Here is a 20,618-nt window from a genome sequence, read left to right as displayed (position 1 = left end):
ATGATGAGTTGTGAATGATGAATGCTTGGTTGTGAGGGGCATATCTGCTGCTAAAATTGAAGACGCAGCGCTATTCTAACGGAAAAGCACCAAAAAACGTGCCGAAGGTGGGAATTCCGTTTTTCCGTTTTTCCTTTCCTCCCTTTCTCCTTTACTACACCACCTTCACCGCTATACGATGACAGGCGTTGTTGATGTACCCCTTTGGGTTCCAGGCGGGAATCACCATCGGCTGCGACTTGCCTTGGCTGTCGGTAGCCTTGGCCCAAACTTCGTAGTAGCCGGGGCCGGGAAATTTTACCTTCGCCGTCCAGTGCTGCCACGCCAAACGGTTTTTGGGCGCTTTCAAATCGCATTTCTGCCAGGTACTTCCATAATCCAGTGACACCATCATTTCCTTCACCGCCAGGTCGCCCGCCCAGGCGTGGCCGCGCAGATCGAGCGTTTGGCCCGTTTCCAGAATCGCGCCCGAGCGCGGGTAGGTAATCAGCGACTTCACCGGCATGGATTCGATGATTTTCATATCCTCGTCCGGTACTTTGGCCCCCGGCTCCACGGGATAAGCCGGCACTCGGTAGCTGTCGCCGCCCATTTTCTCGCCATCGTGCACGATATTTCTGATCGAAATCCGGTTGAGCCACTTGCCCGACGTGGAAGCAGGCCAGCCACCGATGACCAGCCGCAGCGGCGGGCCGTGCATGATGGGAATATCTTGTCCGTTCAGCGCCCAGGCCAGTAGCGTTTCATCTTCCAAGGCCTTGTGCATCGGTACGCCGCGCGAAATCGGGTCTTTTTTGGGATCGCCACTGAGGTGCGTATCGTTGCCGTAATAGCCGATATAAACCGCGTCGGACTTGATGCCCACGCTTTCCAGTACGTCGCGCAGCCGCACGCCCGTCCACTCGGCGCAGCTTACCGCGCCCTCGCTCCACTGGTTGCCCGAAGCAGGTGGATTGTAGCCATTGCGACCATTACCGCCGCATTCCAGCGTCAGTTGGTAAGTGTGGGCCTTGAATTTTGTTTTCAAATCCTGCATCGTGAAGGTTTTCTTCTCCTTCGCCGACTCGCCGTCGATGGTGAGCGTCCAGGTTTTCAGGTCGACATCGGCGGGAGGGTTGCCGTTGTTCCGAATAAACATTTTGTCGGCGGGCGTCACGGCATCGTCCAATAGGTGAGCGGGCGTCTCTACGTTCCAGGGTCGGTCGCTGAGTACCGTAAGATTCTTGTCTTTTCCGGCGGGCAATTCACTGCCTTCCAGCGCGAGCGGCGTGTAGTTCCTGGGTATTTTATCGGCAAAGGCCACTTCCGTTCCCAATGCGGCAGTCAGCGAAGCCAGCGCGCTTTTTTTCAAAAAGCCCCGGCGGTCGTGAAATGATTTTTTCATGGTAAAAAAACGCAAATGCGAGTAGTTTCTTTCAATTGAGCAAGGTACCAACGGTTTTTACAAACCCCAAAAACTACCCATCCCATTCCCAACTAAACTAATTGCCCGGACTTTTGCTTTTAACTAGAAGGTTGAAAAACGCTCATTAAAATCACCAATGGATAAACGTAGCATTGTCCATTATCCATTGTCCACTGAATAAATGATTACCATCGTCGCCGGCACCAATCGCCCGCTTTCCAAGACCATCGAGGTCGCTCATTTTTACCGGAATTTACTCCTGAGGCACCACACCACCAGCCAAATCCTGGACCTGGCTGACCTGCCCGATGATTTTGTCTTCTCGGCTCTTTACAACAATACTGGCCAGAACGATAGCTTCAACGCGCTGCACGATGTCATGGCGGATTCGGATAAATTTGTCTTCATCGTGCCGGAGTACAACAATTCCTTTCCCGGCGTGCTTAAAGCCTTCATCGACGGGATGAGCTACCCGAGCGTGTTGACCAATAGAAAATGTGCCCTTGTCGGCATCTCGGATGGCGTACAGGGCAATGCCTTGGGACTAAGCCACCTTACCGATGTGCTAAACTACCTCGGCATGAACGTGCTGGCGCAGAAAGTGCGGATTCCCTTTATGCAGAAGAACTTTATAGAAGGCGAAATCAAGGACGCCTTCATCGCTCAACTCATCGACGATCAGGCGAAGCTGTTGCTGCGCTTTTAAAGAAGGCGGTTTCGGCGACTGGTTCGCCAGAAAAACCAGATGATACTGGCCACGATAACAAGCGAATAATCTCTGATTTCCGATCGTCCGACCAGCATCCAGGAATTGTTATAAAAGGCATGGAACAATGTGACGAAAGCCAGGTTGCGCGTGGCGTAATACACAAAAAAATAAGCCGCGCCCATCGTGAAAGGACTCCAAAGCGACCACAGCGGATTGTTGTACTGCCATAGGTAGGCCGGAATGTGCGTGGCTGTAAAGAACACCAGTACCGCCAGAAACAGTAGTAGTGTCCGCTCCCGCGTTAGACGTCGGCTCTCTGCCAATCGCACGGGTAGGTAGCGAAACAAGTACTCCTCGATAAGCGCGCCCGGCAACGAATTCAGCAGGAAAATGGGCAGGAAACGCTCGAAGCCACGGGTCGAAATGAGCCGCTGAATGTCCCCCGGAAGCCGCAGAGCCAGGAAAATATTGGCTCCCAACCACACCAGCACGCCGATCGCCAGTCCCCACAACCAATCTTTGGCCTTAAAAGGAATAAGCAGCCAGTGCAGATCAGCGTATTTTTTTACCAGAAAGTAAATGAGCATTGCCTGCACGCTGTATACCATCAGCCCGAGCCCAATCAACGGCCATTTATTAGCCGAAAACCGCATGGGTTCGATTACTTTGAAATAAAACAGCAGATTGGCCAACAAGGCAAACAAACCGTTGGCCAGCAGGATCACCCACAACTGCCAGGTCTTCATTCCGGGCGAAATATCCGTACTTTCCAGGGCCGGTGATTCCAGATTATGGGGCGATTCGATGGTAGAGGTAGTTTTTCGGTAAAGATAATCGGGCGCAGGGGATTGGCAACCTTTGGCTTTTCTTTGGAAAGGGGAGGACGGTCAGAAGGTTAGCTTTTACGCGTATTCGCAACTACGCGCCCCGGTTGAGAACGCGGGAATAGCTCAACCTCAGTTTAATAATAGTTCAAATTCTCCTACTCCCACTTACGTTTCCCCAGCTAACACGATCATACCAAAGTAAAATACAATCAAAACGGGTTTTTAGTCAGGAAGAACCGATCATTGGAAAATTATTCTTCCTGCCATGAAAAAATACGCTTGCCTCTTTCTGTTTTTGGGGTATGGATATCTGATGGGCCAATCGAATGGTGGAAAGCTCCCATCTGCTACCCCTCCTAACGTCCTCTTCATCACCGTCGATGACATGAACGGCTGGGGTTTGATGAAGCATTACCCGCTGGCTAAGACGCCCTACCTCGACAAGCTGAAAGGCCAGTCGTACAACTTCATCCAGAATATCTGCGCCTCACCCGTTTGCGTGCCTTCCCGCGCGGCTTTTTTCAGTGGAATGTACCCCCATCGTACAGGCGCCTATTACAATGGGACCAACCCCTGGCAGGAAAATTCGGTGTTGGCCAAAACGGAAACCATGCCCGAATGCTTCAAACGAAATGGTTACGAGACCTTCGGCCGGGGCAAGATTTTCCACGCCGACATTGGAAAAGAGCGCGAAGAGGCAATGTTCGATAACCGGCCCATTTACAAGGGCGGCTTTGGACCTTTCGCCGAAAAGGAAGACTGGGTGGGGCCGGGCAATTTCGAGTCCGTCAAAGCCTGGGACGGACCTGACTCCGATTTTCCCGATGTAAAGAACGCCGAGGCGACCATCGAATTTTTGCAAAAACCGCACGACAAACCCTTTTTCTGCTACCTGGGTTACTGGCGACCGCACACGCCCTACACCGCACCAAAGCGGTTCTTCGATCTGTTCAACGAAAAAGACATCGTGCCGACGGCCGGGTACCGGGCCGGAGACCTGGACGATGTACCCATGCAGGGCCGCGAACTGGTGGACTCGCTCTGGCGCTTCGGCGGCCGCGAAAGTCTGGAAGATGCCCACCAGGTTTTCCGGCGCATGATGCACGGCTACCTGGCCACGACGGCCTTCGCCGACTGGTCGGTGGGGCGAGTCATCGAGGCGCTGGATAAAAGCGATTTTGCCAAAAATACCATCCTCATCGTGGCCTCCGACAATGGCTACCACATGGGCGAAAAGGAGCGCTGGCAGAAAGGTACTCTCTGGCAGCTGTCGGCTTATGCGCCACTGCTCATCCGCTTGCCGAATGGGCAGGCGTACGAGTGCCCACAAACTACCAACCTGATCGACCTGTACCCGACGCTCGTGGAATTGTGCGGCCTGAACCCGCCGAAGCACGCACTGGACGGTAAAAGTTTGACGCCGATTTTCAGAAATCCTTCGGTAAAATGGTCGCCTAGCGTAATGACTTACGGCGAAAACTACTCTTCCGTGACCGATGGCCGCTTCCGCTACATCCGCTACCCCGACAGCACGGAGGAGCTCTACGACCACCAAACCGATCCGCACGAGTGGAACAACCTAGCAGCCGAGACAAAGACAAAAAGCGTTAAGATCCGTCTTGCCAAGGAAATTCCGAAGACATGGGTCAAGTCGCTGGGCGGCGGCACAGAGAAAAAGGCGGGGTATTAGAATACCGAAATCTCGCGGCGGACGCCGTAGTTTCGCTGGGTAAATGTCTTTTGTACCAAAAAGGAATAAAAATGCGAATCGTCCAGCTAATTAACCCTCGACATCAGCAGCGGTGCATTGCCGTGGTCGATGAACCCGATCTGGTAGTTATCGGGCAATACGACAGTATATATGAGTTTGCGATGGCTGCCCTCGAACAAGCCAGGCCGCTGCGGGAACTGATCAGTGAAAACCTGTCGGTGGACCGCATTCTCTACGATGACGTGTATGATGGGAAAGTAGGTTGGCGATTCTTGCCCGCCGTGGATCATCCGGTCGATCCGCGCTTTTGTATGGTGTCGGGAACAGGTCTGACCCATAAAGCAAGTGCGGAAAATCGGCAGAAAATGCACGACGCCCAAGCCGCCAACCACCTGACCGACAGCATGAAAATGTACCAGTGGGGTGTGGAAGGCGGAAAGCCCGAACCGGGAGAAATCGGCACGCAGCCCGAGTGGTTTTATAAGGGCAATGGAAGTGTTCTACTGGCCCATGATTCAGTTTTGACGATTCCCAACTACGGCGACGATGGCGGTGAGGAACCCGAGCTGGCGGCCGTATATATCAACGATAAAGACGGGAACCCGCACCGAATCGGTTTTGCCACGGCCAATGAATTCTCCGATCACGTGATGGAGAAAAAGAATTACCTCTACCTCGCGCCTTCCAAAATCAGAAACTGCGCCCTCGGCCCCGAACTGGTACTAACCGATGCCATTGCCGACGTGAGCGGCCACGTTTCTATCCGGCGCGGCGGACAGACGGTTTGGGAGAAGGCCATCAAAACGGGCGAAGACCATATGGCCCACAGTTTGGAAAACCTGGAATACCATCATTTCAAATACGCCAACCACCGCCTTCCGCTGGATCTTCATGTGCATTTCCTGGGAGCCGATGCATTCAGTTTTGGTGAAAATATCCGTCTGACCGATGGTGACGAAATGATCGTGCAGTGGGAAGGTATGGGCCGTGCGTTACGGAATAGGCTGAAAATAAATACAAGTGAAGAAAAAATGATCGCGATCACCTTGCTTTAGCCAGGAAGCCATTCAATCCTGACTGCTGCGGGCAAAGCTTTATTCATAGTAAAAAGCGCGAGGATGGGGCTTTTTGACACAAACCAGCCCCGACCTATCCTCTATCTCAATGTTCAGACTTTGCATCGTTGCCCTTTCCCTGCTACTTTCTTCCGTTACCCAAAAGGAGCTGGCGCCAACGACCCAACCTAAGCCCACAGCGCAGAAACCGAGCGCGGCCCGCCGGAATGCCGTACCACCCAACGTCGTGCTTATCATGGTGGATGATATGGGCTGGAGCGACATCGGCTGTTACGGTGGCGAAATTCCGACACCTAATATTGACCGCCTGGCCAAGGGCGGGCTGCGCTTCAAGCAGTTTTACAACACCGGACGCTGCTGTCCCACCCGGGCTAGCCTGCTCACGGGTCTGTACCCGCACCAGGCGGGCATTGGCCAAATGGCCGAAGACCCTGAGCGGCCCGAAGCCTTCCACTGGGGTACGCCCGGCTACCAGGGCTTCCTCAACCGCCAATCCGTGACGCTGGCCGAAGTCCTGAAAAGCAACGGCTACCATACCTACATGACCGGCAAGTGGCACGCAGGTATGCATGGCGAGGAGAAACTACCCCTCCAGCGCGGCTTCGACCGCTACTACGGCATTCCGGCCGGTGCCGCCAGCTACCTCAGGCCCCAGGGCGGGCGAAGCGTGTGGCGCGACAACCAAAAACTCGCCCCCCCCACTGATCCGGGCTACTACACTACCGATGCTTTCACCGACGAGGGAATCAAGTTTTTACAGGAGCAGAAATCCGATGCGCCCTTCTTTTGGTACTTGGCCTACAATGCCCCTCACTGGCCGTTACACGCTAAGGAAGAGGACATCGCCAGATTCAAGGACACCTATAAAATCGGTTGGGAAAAAATCCGGCAGCAGAGGCTGGATCGGCAAATCAAGATGGGACTGATCGACCCGGATTGGGGCTTCTCGGAGCGCGACAGCCGGGTGCGGCCCTGGGAGAAATTGAGCCAGTCGGAAAAGGACACGGTGGCTTACCGCATGGCGGTGTACGCAGCACAGGTTTATGCCGTGGACTACAACGTGGGCAAGGTACTTGACTACCTGGAAAGTAACAAGCTGATGGATAACACGATGATTATCTTTCTGGCTGACAACGGTGCCTGCGCCGAAAGCTACGACGAATTGGGGTCAGCATCTTTCGGCCGCATCAACGATCCCGATTTCAGTGGTGCAGTTTCGTACGGCATCGGGTGGGCCAACGCCTCCAACACTCCTTTTTTCGAGTATAAGGTCAAGCCTTACGAAGGCGGCATCGCCACGCCCATGATCGTTCATTCACCCGGGTTGCCTAAAAACCGCCGGGGCAAACTCACCAACGAAATCGGTCATTTGATCGACTTCATGCCAACGATTGTGGAAGCAAGCGGGGCGACTTACCCCACCACTTTTCACAATGGCCAGAAAATTCAACCCATGCAGGGACTGAGCCTGATGAACACCATCGAAAAAGACGCGCCGATCGAGCGCGAATGGCTCTTCTGGGAACATCAGACTTACTGCGCCGTGCGGAAGGGCAATTTCAAGATGGTAAGGAAAATGGGCGATGCCGCCTGGCAGCTGTTCGACCTGAAAAACGACCGTACCGAACGACGCGACATCGCTGCCCTGCGTCCCGACCTGGTCAAGGAGATGAACCAGAAGTGGCAGGAATGGGCGGACACCCATCAGGTTTTTCCGAAGAAACTCGACTAGCATGATCCATTCACTAGCTTCGGCAAACAAGTACCTGATTTCGTTGCTGGCCTTAATTGCTTCGGCAGCCTTCAGCCAGAAACCTTTCATTATGGTCCTGGGCGTCGCTCAAGATGGTGGGTACCCTCAAGCAGGCTGCCAGAAAGAATGCTGTCGCGCGGTTTGGCCGGATAAGAATCTGCACGGCTCTGTTTCCTGTATCGCGATTGTCGATCCGGAGAGCCAGGAAAGCTGGCTATTCGACGCTACGCCCGATTTTGCCGGGCAGACGCACCGGCTCGCACAAGCTGATGATGGTAAAGCCTCGCTCACAGGAATATTCCTTACCCACGCTCACATCGGACATTATACGGGCCTGATGCAGCTGGGACGGGAAGTGATGGGCGCGGGTAAAGTACACGTGTACGCCATGCCCCGCATGAAAGATTTTCTGGGAAACAACGGTCCCTGGAGCCAGTTGGTCAGTTTGCAGAATATCGAAATTCGTACCCTTTCAGATAAAAAAGAAATAGAGCTGAATGAGCGCATCCGGGTGATGCCTTTTCGGGTGCCGCACCGCGACGAATTTTCAGAAACGGTCGGTTATAAGATTATGATTGGCAGCAAATCGCTGATCTTTATCCCCGATATTGACAAGTGGCAGAAGTGGGAGCAAAACCTGGTAGAAGTTGTGGAGGCAAATGATTTTCTGTTGATTGACGGTACTTTCTATCAGGACGGCGAAATAGCCCGGCCCATGAGCGAGGTACCTCATCCGTACATTTCCGAAACAATGGAGCTGTTGAGCACCCTGCCCTTGGCAGAGAAGAAAAAAGTCCATTTCATCCACTTCAACCATACCAACCCCGTCCTGCGTCCCGGCTCGGCGGAGAATCTTGAAGTCCGGGAACGTGGCTTCCGCATCGCCGAAGAAGGCCAGAAAATTGATTTTTAAAATTAGAAATGAAAAATTCAGCACCAGTAAATGAATAACAAATTGAGCAATCCCTACACGATCGGCATCGACTACGGCACGGACTCCGTGCGGGCGCTGGTAGTCGACACCCGCACCGGGGAAAGTGTTGGCACCGCCGTGCATTACTACGAGCGCTGGAAGAAAGGCCTCTACTGCGACGCCGAGGCCTCGCAGTTCCGCCAGCACCCGCTCGATTACCTCGAAGGACTCGAAAGCGTCGTGAAGGGAGCCTTAGCCGAGGCACCCGCCGAAGTTCGGCAAAACGTCGTCGGTATTTCGGTGGACACCACGGGCTCCACGCCCGTGGCGGTGGACCGGCAGGGCACTCCGCTGGCGCTGCTGCCCGAATTCGCCCACAATCCCAGCGGCATGTTCATCCTCTGGAAGGACCACACCGCCAACGCCGAAGCGGAGGAAATCAACCGGCTCGCCCACGGCTGGGGCACGGATTTCACCAAATACGTCGGCGGCATTTACTCCTCGGAGTGGTTCTGGGCCAAGATCCTGCGCACCCTGCGCACCGACCCGGCCATCCGCGACAAGGCCTTTTCCTGGGTCGAGCACTGCGACTGGATTTCCGCCGTGCTGACGGGCCGCACCGACCCGCTGACCATGAAGCGCTCCCGCTGCGCGGCGGGCCACAAGGCCATGTGGCACGAAGAGTTCGGCGGCCTGCCCTCCGAGGAATTCCTGACCCGGCTTGACCCGCTGCTTTCCGGCCTGCGCGAACGGCTCTACACCGACACCCACACCTCCGATCAGGCCATGGGAACGATTTCGCCCGAATGGGCCGAAAAGCTCGGACTGCCCCCTAGTGTTGTCATCGGGGTGGGCGCCTTCGACGCTCATATGGGGGCAGTCGGGGCCGGGATCGAGCCGTATGCCTTCGTCCGCGTGATGGGGACCTCCACCTGCGACATGCTTATTGCGCTGAACGAAGAAATTGGCCATTTGCTCATCCGGGGCATTTGCGGCCAGGTGGACGGCTCGATCATCCCCGGCATGCTGGGCACCGAGGCGGGGCAATCCGCCTACGGCGACTACTACGCCTGGTTCCAGCGCATCGTCACCGAGCCCGTGCGCGAGCTCCTCGGGGATGCCGCCGCCGACCGGCTGAGCGAAAAGCTGATTCCCCACCTTTCGGAAAAAGCCGCCCAACTACCCGTCACCGAACACGACCCGGTGGCCACCGACTGGATCAACGGCCGCCGCACCCCCGACGCCAACCACACCCTGAAAGCCACCCTGACGGGGCTGAGCCTGGGAACGGATGCGGTGATGGTTTTCAAATCACTGGTGGAAGCGACGGCTTTCGGTTCCAAGGCCATCGTGGACCGGTACATTCAGGAAGGGGTGCCCATCCGGCAGGTGATCGCCATCGGGGGCGTGGCTAAAAAATCTCCGTTCGTGATGCAGACGCTCTCGGACGTCTTGAATATGCCCATCCGGGTGGCCCGCTCGGATCAGGCCTGCGCACTGGGGGCGGCCATGAACGCCGCCGCGGCGGCGGGCGTCCACGCGGACCTTGCTGCGGCCCAGAAAGCCATGGGATCGGGCTTCGACGAAAGCTACGCGCCTGATCCGGCGAAAGTCAGTATTTATCAAAAACTATACGCCAGATACCAATCTCTGGGGAAATTCACTGAACACAATGGTTGATTTAAAAGCATACGAAATTTGGTTCGTCACGGGCAGCCAGCATCTGTACGGGGAAGAAACTCTGCGGCAGGTAGACGAGCATTCCAAGATTATCGCCGAATCTTTCGATGCCGCTTCGCAGATTCCGGTGCGGGTAGTTTTCAAGCCTGTGGTCAAAACGCCGGAAGAAATTCTGGCCGTGTGCAAAGAGGCCAACGCTACGCCCAACTGCGTAGGGATCATCACCTGGATGCATACCTTCTCGCCCGCCAAAATGTGGATCGGCGGCCTGAAGGCCCTGCAGCTGCCGCTGCTGCACCTGCACACCCAATACAACCGCGACATCCCCTTCGCCGACATCGACATGGACTTCATGAACCTCAACCAGTCGGCCCACGGCGACCGCGAGTTCGGGTTCATGGTCACTCGCATGAAGATCAGCCGGAAGGTGGTCGTCGGCCACTGGCAGGGTGAAGCCGTGCTGGCGCAGATCGGCGGCTGGGCGCGGGTGGCCGTGGCCCGCCACCGGATGCAGACGATGAAGGTGGTGCGCTTCGGCGACAACATGCGGCAGGTGGCCGTGACCGAGGGCGACAAGGTGGAGGCCCAGATCAAGTTCGGCTTCTCAGTCAACACCCACGGGGTCGGCGATTTGGTGAAGGTCATCGGCCAGGTTTCCGACGAGGAGATGGAAGAATTGATGCAGGAGTACGCCGACAGCTACCGGCTGATGGCCTCGTTGGTGAAAGGCGGCGCCATGCGCGAATCGCTCGTCGAGGCGGCCCGCATCGAGCTGGGCCTGAAGTACTTTCTGGAAGACGGCGGCTACTCGGCCTACACGAATACTTTCGAGGATTTGCACGGTATGCGGCAGTTGCCCGGCATCGGCTCACAGCGGATGATGGCGGCGGGCTACGGCTACGGTGGCGAGGGCGACTGGAAGACCGCCGCCCTGGTGCACGTGCTGAAGACGATGGCGACGGGGCTGCCGGGCGGCACCTCGTTCATGGAGGATTACACTTACCATTTCGATCCCCAAAACCCTATGGTTCTCGGCTCGCACATGCTGGAAATTTGTCCGAGCATCGCCGTCGGCCCCGTGCGCTGCGAGGTGCATCCGCTGGGCATCGGCGGCAAGGAGGATCCCGTCCGGCTGGTGTTCGATGGCGCGGCAGGGTCGGCCCTTAACGTCTCGCTGATCGACCTGGGCCACCGCTTCCGGCTGCTGGTCAATGAGGTGGAGGCCGTCGAAAGCACGCAGGATTTCCCCAAACTACCCACGGCGCGGGTACTTTGGCAACCCCAGCCCAGCATGGAAGTCGGCCTACAAGCCTGGATCCTGGCCGGAGGCGCGCACCATACGGTGTACAGCCAAAGTCTCCGCACCGAGCACATCGAAGATTTAGCGGAAATGCTGGGCGTGGAACTGGTGGTGATCGACAGGGACACGACCATCCGGGGGTTGAAGAAGGATTTGCAGCTTGGGGAGGTACTCTACCGGTAGGTTGAGTTATCAGCTGCTTACTATGATGCAGTGATGACTGAAAACTTTCCACTTTTCGTTAGTTTTCAGTCATCTCATTTTCAAAACGCTGCAAACGATTATCCCGAATCAAAATTCGCAGTGGCCCTACGGGACGCCCTTCGTTGTGCAATCGATCCACGGCGGTGACATAGTACAGGTATTTTTTTTCGGCTACCGCAGTACGATCAGTGAAGTGCGTCCCTTCGTAGCATTGCCCTACAATGCGGCGTGGGTCAATGGCTGATGGTTTTTCGCCTTCTTCAAACCGGTAGATGACGTAGTAGGTCGCCGAGTCGCCGTCGGAGGCGAGGGGCGGAGCTTCCCAAAACAGATTCAGTCCCGCCATTTGTAGGGTGGCACCGAGCCTTTGTGGGCTGAGGGGTACGACGTTGTCCTTCCAGGGCATGGAAGGTATCAGAGCCGGATATTTGTAAAATTCGTTTCTGAGCGAATCCACAAAACCCAGCGAATTGCGGCGCAGGGAGCGCGAGCTGAAAAATATGCTGCCGTCGGCGCCGTCTTTACGAAGGTACCTTACCTGATCGGGGATTTCGGAAGTATTACGCCAGTGTTTGTCGCTGTCTTCGTACCCCACGCGATAGGCAGCCTGGCCCACGTAAAAATGGCGATCGAAGCTGTTCTCCGCCCACCAATCCACCAGGTTTTTGAAAGGTACTTTGGCAAAGCCCCCTGAAAAATAGACCTGTGGTGCCACATAGTCGATCCAGCCTTCCTGCAGCCACTTGCGCGTATCGGCAAAAAGATGGTCGTAGGAGGTCAGGCCGCCCGTGGTATTGGAGCCGTTGGCGTCGTCGCGGCGGTTGCGCCAGACCCCAAACGGACTGATGCCAAACTTGATGCGCGGCTTCACCACGGCCAGTGAATCGTGGATTTGCTTGATCAGAATATCTATGTTGTGACGTCGCCAGTCATTCTTATTAGCGAAACCCTGACCATATTTTTTGAAGGTTGCCTCATCCTCCAACGTTTGTCCCGCTACGGCGTAGGGATAAAAATAGTCGTCGAAATGAATCCCGTCCACATCGTAGTTGCGGGCCACGTTGACGGTCATTTCGGTAATAAACTGTCTTACCTCCGGTATGCCGAAATTGAAGAGCTTGGCTCCGTCGTAACTAAGTACCCAGGCCGGGTGGGTTCGGCTGAGATTTTGTGAAGATACGCTTCGCGACGAGCGGTGTACCAGTCGATTGAGGTTGAGCCAGGCGTGAAATTCCAGCCCCCGGCGGTGCGACTCCCGCACCATGTAGTCGAGTGGATCGTAAAACGGCACTGGCGGGCGCCCCTGTTCGCCTGTGAGCCATTCTGACCAGGGTTCGCTACTCTTGGCGTAGAAAGCATCGCCTGCCGCCCGTACCTGCACGAATAGGGCGTTCATGCCAATGCCTTTATAAAATTCCAGCAAATCGACAAATTCCGCACGCTGGCGATCAGGCGTGAGATTCTTCTGGCTCGGCCAGTCGATGTTATCTACCGTAGCTACCCAAACCGCCCTGAACTCCCGCTTAGGCGGCCGTTCTACTTCAAAGGCTTCTGGCTGCGCCTGGCATGCACTGAGCCCGAAATACAGGAGAAAGGGAGATAAGAGTCCAAAACCAATTTTTTTCACACCGACAATCAATCATAGTCTTTTCTTGAATCGTCAAAGTAACGGATTTTAGGGCAATTTTGGTGGGTTCATGGCCGCTTTCAATCTCCTCCGAATCCATCTTAACCGCCGCTAGCCGCTATCTTTCAATGGCTTGGAACGTTGTGAGCGGCAACGGTCGCTACAATATTTTACCTCCTCCCAATTGCTTGCCCACTTTTTCCGCCACGCAAAGGGGCGCCCGCAGTTATTGCATACTTTCGTGGGTAAGTCTGATTTTTTTTTCATTTTCATGGTAAATGCAGGAATCTTTGTGATTTTAACGGAATATAGTACCTTTCATACCTCACCTTACTATCTGCTAACTGTACCCTGATTTGGAAAACATAGATAAAAAACAAAAGAATACCATCCTGTTCGAGACCGCCTGGGAGGTTTGCAACCAGGTCGGCGGTATTTATACCGTCATCCGTACCAAGGTACCCGCGATGGTGGAAAAATGGGGCGAGGGGTATTATCTGCTTGGCCCGTACTTCCCCCAGAGGGCATTGTCGGAGTTCGAACCCATCGAAGAACTCGATGATACGGCGGCGGGCCGCACCGTAGCGGCCATGCGCGAAATGGGCTATGGTGTCCACTACGGCTACTGGCTGGTAACGGGCAAGCCCCGGGTTATTCTATTCGACGTCATGAGTTCCATGGATCGGCTGGATGAGATAAAATTTCGCCTTTGGGAAGAGCAGCGGATTTCGACCATCAACACCGAAGATCTGGTGAATCAAACCATCGTTTTTGGTGAAATGTTGCGCGTTTATCTCACGGAATTTGCCGCCGAAAACGCCAAGAAAGCCGACATTGCCGTGCAGTTTCATGAGTGGATGTCAAGCAGCGGACTACCCGGTTTGCGCCAGGCCAATGTCAAGATTGCCATCACGTTCACGACCCACGCCACCATGCTGGGACGGTACCTGGCCCAAAACGTGGAGGGTTTTTACAACAAACTCCCCTTCTTCGACTGGGAACACGAAGCCCGCCATTACGGCATTGTGACACAGGCCGCTTTCGAGCGACAGGCCGCCCAAAACGCCCATGTCCTAACCACCGTGAGCGATGTCACTGCCCGCGAATGTGAGGTCTTTTTAGGCCGGATTCCCGATCTGGTAACTCCTAACGGCCTGAATGTCATGCGATTCCAGGCTGTACACGAATTCCAGAATCTGCACCTCAAATACAAGGAGAAAATCCACGAGTTTGTACTGGGCCACTTTTTTCCGAGCTACTCTTTTGACCTTGACAATACCCTTTACCTATTTACATCGGGGCGCTACGAATTCAGCAACAAGGGCTACGACCTGACGCTGGAAGCGCTGGCCCGTCTTAACTGGCGATTGATTCAGACCGGTTCGGAGATGACGGTTGTGATGTTCATCATTACCAAGCAGCCCTATTTTTCCATCAATCCCGATGTACTGCATTCGCGGGCGGTACTGGACGAACTGCACGAAACTACCACGGCCATCGAGAAGCAGGTTGGAGAAAAACTTTTCCTGGCAACGGCCGCCGGCACCGACCACAAAATGCCGGACCTCAACCAGTTCGTAGACGAATACTGGCGGCTACGGCTGCGGCGCACCATCCAATCCTGGAAAACGGATGAACTACCCGCCTTTGTCACCCACGATCTGAAACAGGAAGACGGCATCACTGATTTCTGCCGCAAGGCCAACCTCGTCAATAATGAGCGCGACCGCGTCAAGATCGTCTACCACCCCGACTTCGTGTCTTCCACCAACCCACTCTTTGGATTGGACTACGGGCAGTTTGTACGCGGCTGCCACCTTGGCGTGTTCCCGAGCTATTATGAACCCTGGGGCTACACACCGCTCGAATGCGTGGTGCGGGGTGTACCCACCGTCACCAGTGACTTGTCGGGCTTTGGCGACTACATCATGCAGATCATGCGCGATTATGAGAACCGAGGCATCTATGTCATCAACCGCAAGACTCAGAACTATTCGCAGGCCGCCGACCAGATGGCCGACATTCTTTTCAAGTTTGTAAAAATGAACCGTCGCGACCGCATTATGCAGCGCAATCGTGTGGAGAATATTTCGGATGTATTCGATTGGACCAACCTGCGTTCCTACTACGACACGGCGCACGATCTGGCGGTGAAGCGGAAGAAGCCGTAGTTAACCTGAAATTGTCTGATAGATCAATCACCTAAAGCTGAGCAAATGGAAAATGTATGGATCATCGTAGCTTTATTACTGATATGGTATGGCAGGAGAGCCGTAACAGAGAACCCGGACCAGCCCAATTGGAGTAAAGCCCTAGTAGCCGTACTCTTCTGGCCTCTTTCCATTTTCTTCACCACGTGTTCGAAGCAAAAAGAGAAAGGCGATCCTTTCATTTCCTGAGGGAGGCGAACAATTTGCCTAAAACCTGAAACGCAACGTGCCCCGGCTAGACTTAGCCGGGGCACGTTGCGTTTCAGATGCGCTCTTCTAACCTATTGGACTTTGAGCACCTTTATCGTTTTAGATTCGGTAGGGGTACTTACCTTCAGCAGAAGTAGGCTCGTTGGTTGACGGCTTACCTCGAACACGTGCTGCTCTTCCCGGCCCGCCTGCTCGATCTGGTGACTACCAATTACTTTGCCTCTTGTGTCAGTCAGAATCATATTGACCGGCTGGCTGGCAGCACCACGCACCATCACCGACACCCGGCCATCTTCCACGGGGTTACCCAACATGACAACATTCAAACCATTGGCCTCTTCTGACCCGGCCCCGAACCGCGCACTGCTACTACCGCAAACGGCCAGCCAGTTGTAAACGAAACTTGCCTCGCCACTGGTACCCTGTTGGGTAGCTTTGAGCGTAATAGTGGGGTTATCAATATACACTCCAAGTGTGTAGGGGCCCGGCGCAGTCGTCGGGAGCTTCTCACTGACGACCGAGAAAGTGACAGGCTGGCCGTTGATTCCGCTGTATTGGGGATCGAAGGTCAGCGAGCGCTTGTTGGGTTCGCCCGGCGTGGGGCTGCAACTGATGGTAGTTACGCCCGTAATGGTGAAATTGGTTGGCTCCGGAGTGGGAGCGGGCGGAGTGGTGCCACAAACGGCCAGCCAGTTGTAGACGAAACTCGCCTCGCCACTGGTACCCTGCTGAGTGGCTTTAAGAGTAATGGTCGGTCGGTCGGTATACACTCCAATGGTGTAGGGGCCCGGCGCGGTAGTCGGAAGCTTCTCATTAACGATGGAGAAAGTAATGGGCTGTCCATTCGTTCCGCTATACTGAGGGTTGAAAGTCAGCGAGCGCCGGTTGGGGTCGCCCGGCGTGGGGTTGCAACTGATAGTCGTCACGTCTGTGATGACGAAATTGGTTGGCTCCGGATCAGGAGTGGGCGGGGTGGTGCCGCAAACGGCCAGCCAGTTATAAATGAATCTTGCCTCGCCGCTGGTTCCCTGCTGGGTGGCCTTGAGCGTAATGGTGGGATTATCGATATAAATTTCGATCGTATAGGGCCCCGGCGCGGTAGTTGGAAGCGTCTCACTAGCCACTGAGAAAGTGATGGGTTGCCCGTTCAGGACGCTGTACTTCGGCATGAAGGTTAGCGAACGTTTGTTGGGGTTACCCGGCACGGGGCTGCAGCTGATTGTGGTTACGCCCGTGATGGCGAAGGTGGGGTTTGCGGGCAAAATAGCTTGAATGGCTTTATCCGCCTGGATAAAGCCGTAGCCGGTACCAAAGTCGAAGCCTGCATCGAAGCCCGGCGTGGAGGGGTCGTCCATATCCAGGGCCGTATTTTCCAGGGCGGTCAGAATAGCCGCAGGGCTAATGCCGGGCGCTTTCTGCTTCATCAGGGCTGCCACGCCAGCCGCATGCGGAGCCGCCGCCGAGGTGCCGAAGAAGTTTGGAAATGCATCGGTATCGCGGTTAGTATCTGAGATAAAGAATGTGGTATTGGTACCATCGACGCTCGTGATTTCTGGTTTCTGGCGTACAACAGGCGCACCAAGCCGGGTACCGTTGGTGCTAAAAAGGATGGGGGTACCCCCGGCTGAAGAAAACGGCTCGATAGTAGCCGTAGACAATGCATTATTGTAAGCAGGTGTGTTGTAAAAAGGAGCTGCTCCCACTGCAATTGTCCTGGTGGCATTGGAATGACCCACTACTGTCGAGCTTTTGGTATCATACTCGGTGGGAACGTCATTGCCAAAATTCACCCATTTTACGAGAGTCGGGTCAGGCGTACTTCCCGTAGTTACATCCTCATACTTGGCGAGCACCAGTTCGATAGTCAATGCGCTACTGCCAGTATTCCTAAGGCCGATGATCTCGACGGGATCCCCCCCTATGCTCTCGGCTTGTGATGAAAATTGTGACAGAAAAGTCCCATTAAAGTAGACTAGCAAATCCATATCTGTCCGGGCACCACTGCCACCACTGACGGAGAAAAAGGGGTCGTCCCACTGGAAAGCGATGGTGATGCTCCGGCCAGCCCCAATGGTAAGTGACTGGAACTTATCCCCCCCCCAAAAGTTGTGCGCGCCCACATAGTACGTAGGGCTGGCAGGTGGTGTCGTTCCCCGGTAAGCACTTTGGTAAGATTGCCGGGCCGAGTTGCCCGCTGAGGAGAAATAGGTAACACCACTATTACTAACTACGTCATCGACCGCCTGGGCAATGGGGCCATCCTGAAAGAATGGTTCGGCAAAATAAGAGACATCATCGGTAATAATTTTACAACCGGCAGCAGCCAGGGCCCGAATACCAGCCGCGAAATCGAGTTGCCCTTCAAAAGCCGTATAAAAGGCCTGCGGAGAGCCGGGGGCGACATCGTGGATCAGTTCAATCATAGCCCGGCCTTCGTCGATGCCACCATCACCACTGAATTCTTTCAATACCTCAACGTTCATTGGCAAATCGCCCGAAGCAACTCCCGAAGCGGCACCGCCGAGTCTATCGTAGGAGTCGGAAAGCACCCCAACCTTCACTCCCGCCCCATTCACATCGTAAGTGGTGCGGGCAATGTGGGAGCGCATCGAAGTATCTCCCTGCGAGGTAACAGACCCTACGTTATGTATGGGTTTGTAAGACGGACGGGCAGAACGCAACACGGAAACATTCTTCAAATCGTCCAGCTTATCAATGGGAAGGTAGCCCGTTACCTGTTGCTTAAGCACACGGCCTTTAGTCAGGCCAAGAGCCTGCAGACTCTGAAGTAGGGCCTGGCCCTCCTGCTCGGAATTGGCCACAGCGCTGATGGCAATGGAATTGCCTTCGGTCATGAACAGATTTTCGCGTACTAATCCACCAGGAAATGGGGCTTGCGTATTGATGCCGTTATTTTCGATAACGGGCAGCAGGTCAGTGCTGACTTTGGCAGCTCGGGCCGCGGCCTTCACAGCGGCTGGTGTTTGCGCCTGCACCGCAAACGATGCAAGGAACAGGGCCATAATGGTGTAGACTACGGCCCTGAAAAGAGGTAATGGTTTCGTCATGGTACTTTGAATAGGTTAGGGGAAAGGTGAAAAACGAACTTGCGTTAAATGATAGTTACACTAATATTTAACAAATTTTCCTGACAAGCAAATTGATTCACCTAATTACTGACTTTACTACCAGAAAACAAACATAATGCAGAAAATATGAGATATACTTTCAACTTATTCTGGTAGGTAAACTTCATACTGTCGCTAAATCTCAGAAATTAATGAATGAACCACCCCACACTGATAAAAACAGGTCTTACGCTTCAATCAAGCATATCGCGGATGAATGAAGAAACAGACAAAATTTACCATACACTTCGTGTATGTCCTAAAAAAAAGGTACGGCTGAATCTTATTTCAGCCGTACCTTTTTTCCTTGCTTGTATCGCTTCCCGCTCTATTGATGCTGCTCGCGCAGCAAGTCATTCACCGTTTTTACCGGATTAAAAGTGATAAGGGGTACTTCCACGAATAGCGTGTTCCAGTCGGCCATCGCGCCGTTCCAGAGGCCGGGTAGTTCCTGGGCTTTGAGCTCCTGACCGTCCTTCGATTTGTTAGAAACAAAACCCGTCATCGGGTCACGAAACTTGCGGAGCGGATAGGTGTTGCCATTTCGGTCTCTCATCGCGCAAACCAAGTCAACGGGATTGAAATGCGTAGCGTTCTTGAAAATGGTCTGTTGGTCGTCGTCGTCCATATCGACCTGAGCCGATTCCACGATTTGCAGTGAAGAAGATCCATCGGAATTCTTGGCCCAGAAAGGCCCCCCACCCGGTTCGCCAACGTTCTTCACCATTCCACAGACGCGCAAAGGTCGTTCCAATTTCTTGCGGAAATAATCAGCCTTATTCTCCTCGTTCCAGGAAGCGAATTCTTCGGGCGGCATGACACAAAGTTCATTCCGAAAGAACGCATCCAACTCGTCCAGCAGGGCTGCGTCGGTGCCCTGATCGAGACGATCGAGATAGCTGAAAATGGCGGCGCGATAATCCAGAAGTACCCCCGCAATTGCCTTTTTGTAGGTGATGGTAGTTTCTTTCAGATGGTCGGGTACAACGTTATCTACGTTTTTGATAAAAATCACGTCCGCTTCCAGACTTGCCAGATTTTCCAGCAAAGCCCCGTGTCCTGCCGGGCGGAATAAAATGCTGCCATCCTTCTCGCGGAAAGGCGTGTTGTCCATATTTACCGCAACGGTGTCGGTAGCGGCCTGCTGTTCCGAAAACGACACGAAGTACTTCACGCCGTACTTACTCTCGTAGTCCGACCGCGCCTCTACAACCAGTTTTTCAAATTTGTCGCGATGCTCGGGCGACACCGTGAAATGCAACTGCACGCGCTTGTTGGCATTGGCATACAACGCTCCTTCTACCAGGTGCTCCTCCAGCGGCGTGCGGGCTCCGTCGGGATAATTATGAAATTTGAGCAGTCCTTTGGGCAGATTCCCGTAGCCCAGCCCCTTCTCGGTGAGAAAATACTCGGCGATAACCGAATGTTCGGCAGTGGTAATATCGTGGCCGTCGGCGGCCATCACGTCTTTTAAGTCCCGGTAAAAGGCGAACTTCTCGAGGTTCCCGAAAAACTCTTCTACCGATTTATCCGATTTACCTTCTTCCAAAAAAGCGAAAAGAGACTTGAACATGCGGGTGGCTGCGCCGGAAGCAGGAACGAATTTGAGCAGCGACAGGTCATCTTCGTCGATCTGCAGCTCGAAAAGCCTTACTTCCTCCTCCATTTTATCGTCTGTCAGCCGGATGATACCATTCCCGACCGTCGCTGCCTTCGACAGGTTGAGGAATGGAAACCCATCGACAAAAAATTGGATTTGCTCTTCTACCAGCGCGGGGTCGGTGCCGCGCTCTTTGACCTGCTTCAGGTCTTCTTCACTCAACATTAGCATATTTTGAAGGTTATTAGGGTGTTGATTTAGGGTA

14 protein-coding genes are annotated in these 20,618 nt (G+C 54.3%); 8 read left to right on the top strand and 6 right to left on the bottom strand.

Annotated features, from left to right (window positions below; translation table 11 throughout):
- Positions 1 to 154 precede the first annotated feature (154 nt).
- A complete protein-coding gene (locus IE117_RS00130; RefSeq protein WP_189562209.1) occupies positions 155 to 1,384 on the bottom strand; it encodes a sulfite oxidase in 1,230 nt (409 codons plus the stop codon).
- Between the two features lie 202 nt (positions 1,385 to 1,586).
- Between IE117_RS00130 and IE117_RS00125 the strand changes: the two genes are divergently transcribed.
- Positions 1,587 to 2,111, top strand: coding sequence for an NADPH-dependent FMN reductase (locus IE117_RS00125; RefSeq protein WP_189562208.1), 525 nt, complete (start codon positions 1,587 to 1,589; stop codon positions 2,109 to 2,111).
- Here the strand turns inward: IE117_RS00125 and IE117_RS00120 are convergent.
- Positions 2,108 to 2,860 (bottom strand): CPBP family glutamic-type intramembrane protease, encoded by a 753-nt coding sequence (locus tag IE117_RS00120; protein WP_189562206.1) that lies wholly within the window; start codon positions 2,858 to 2,860, stop codon positions 2,108 to 2,110. The genes IE117_RS00125 and IE117_RS00120 overlap by 4 nt on opposite strands.
- 346 nt (positions 2,861 to 3,206) lie before the next feature.
- On the opposite strand from IE117_RS00120, the gene IE117_RS00115 reads away from it, so the two are divergent.
- The 6 genes from IE117_RS00115 to araA all read left to right on the top strand — a co-directional run bounded on the left by IE117_RS00115 (position 3,207) and on the right by araA (position 11,557).
- The gene (locus IE117_RS00115; protein ID WP_189562204.1) at positions 3,207 to 4,631 is read left to right on the top strand and encodes a sulfatase; all 1,425 of its coding nucleotides are present in this window, start codon (positions 3,207 to 3,209) and stop codon (positions 4,629 to 4,631) included.
- Positions 4,583 to 5,707: an AraD1 family protein gene (gene araD1 / locus IE117_RS00110; RefSeq protein ID WP_229580064.1), complete on the top strand. Its 1,125-nt coding sequence runs from the start codon at positions 4,583 to 4,585 to the stop codon at positions 5,705 to 5,707. Before IE117_RS00115 ends, araD1 begins: the two co-directional genes overlap by 49 nt.
- Positions 5,708 to 5,816: 109 nt before the next feature.
- Positions 5,817 to 7,460: an arylsulfatase gene (locus IE117_RS00105; protein ID WP_189562201.1), complete on the top strand. Its 1,644-nt coding sequence runs from the start codon at positions 5,817 to 5,819 to the stop codon at positions 7,458 to 7,460.
- 1 nt (position 7,461) lies between these two features.
- Entirely contained in the window at positions 7,462 to 8,394 is a 933-nt protein-coding gene (locus IE117_RS00100; RefSeq protein ID WP_189562199.1) for an MBL fold metallo-hydrolase, read from the top strand.
- A 42-nt stretch (positions 8,395 to 8,436) separates the two neighbouring features.
- Entirely contained in the window at positions 8,437 to 10,074 is a 1,638-nt protein-coding gene (locus tag IE117_RS00095) for a ribulokinase (protein ID WP_189564158.1), read from the top strand.
- Positions 10,067 to 11,557 (top strand): L-arabinose isomerase, encoded by a 1,491-nt coding sequence (araA, locus tag IE117_RS00090; RefSeq protein ID WP_189562197.1) that lies wholly within the window; start codon positions 10,067 to 10,069, stop codon positions 11,555 to 11,557. The genes IE117_RS00095 and araA overlap by 8 nt, the downstream gene beginning before the upstream one ends.
- Positions 11,558 to 11,615: 58 nt before the next feature.
- Here the strand turns inward: araA and IE117_RS00085 are convergent, their stop codons facing one another.
- Both IE117_RS00085 and IE117_RS00080 read right to left on the bottom strand, forming a co-directional pair.
- A complete protein-coding gene (locus IE117_RS00085) occupies positions 11,616 to 13,205 on the bottom strand; it encodes a glycoside hydrolase family 10-like protein (protein ID WP_189562195.1) in 1,590 nt (529 codons plus the stop codon).
- Positions 13,206 to 13,316: 111 nt separating this feature from the next.
- Complete coding sequence (locus IE117_RS00080) at positions 13,317 to 13,472, bottom strand: DUF2256 domain-containing protein (protein ID WP_308439254.1); 156 nt, start codon at positions 13,470 to 13,472, stop codon at positions 13,317 to 13,319.
- 98 nt (positions 13,473 to 13,570) lie between these two features.
- Between IE117_RS00080 and IE117_RS00075 the strand changes: the two genes are divergently transcribed.
- Entirely contained in the window at positions 13,571 to 15,376 is a 1,806-nt protein-coding gene (locus tag IE117_RS00075; protein ID WP_189564157.1) for a glycosyltransferase family protein, read from the top strand.
- 320 nt (positions 15,377 to 15,696) lie between these two features.
- Here the strand turns inward: IE117_RS00075 and IE117_RS00070 are convergent, their stop codons facing one another.
- On the bottom strand, positions 15,697 to 18,693 hold the full coding sequence (locus IE117_RS00070) for a S8 family peptidase (protein ID WP_229580061.1): 2,997 nt from the start codon (positions 18,691 to 18,693) through the stop codon (positions 15,697 to 15,699).
- 388 nt (positions 18,694 to 19,081) lie between these two features.
- Complete coding sequence (locus IE117_RS00065; protein ID WP_189562191.1) at positions 19,082 to 20,578, bottom strand: DUF4301 family protein; 1,497 nt, start codon at positions 20,576 to 20,578, stop codon at positions 19,082 to 19,084.
- Positions 20,579 to 20,618: the final 40 nt, after the last annotated feature.

Origin of the sequence: Persicitalea jodogahamensis, from assembly GCF_014651615.1 — a bacterium.
GTDB lineage: Bacteria > Bacteroidota > Bacteroidia > Cytophagales > Spirosomataceae > Persicitalea > Persicitalea jodogahamensis.
The sequence above is the reverse complement of the archived record's forward strand: the minus strand, read 5'-3'. Positions and strand labels throughout refer to the sequence as shown.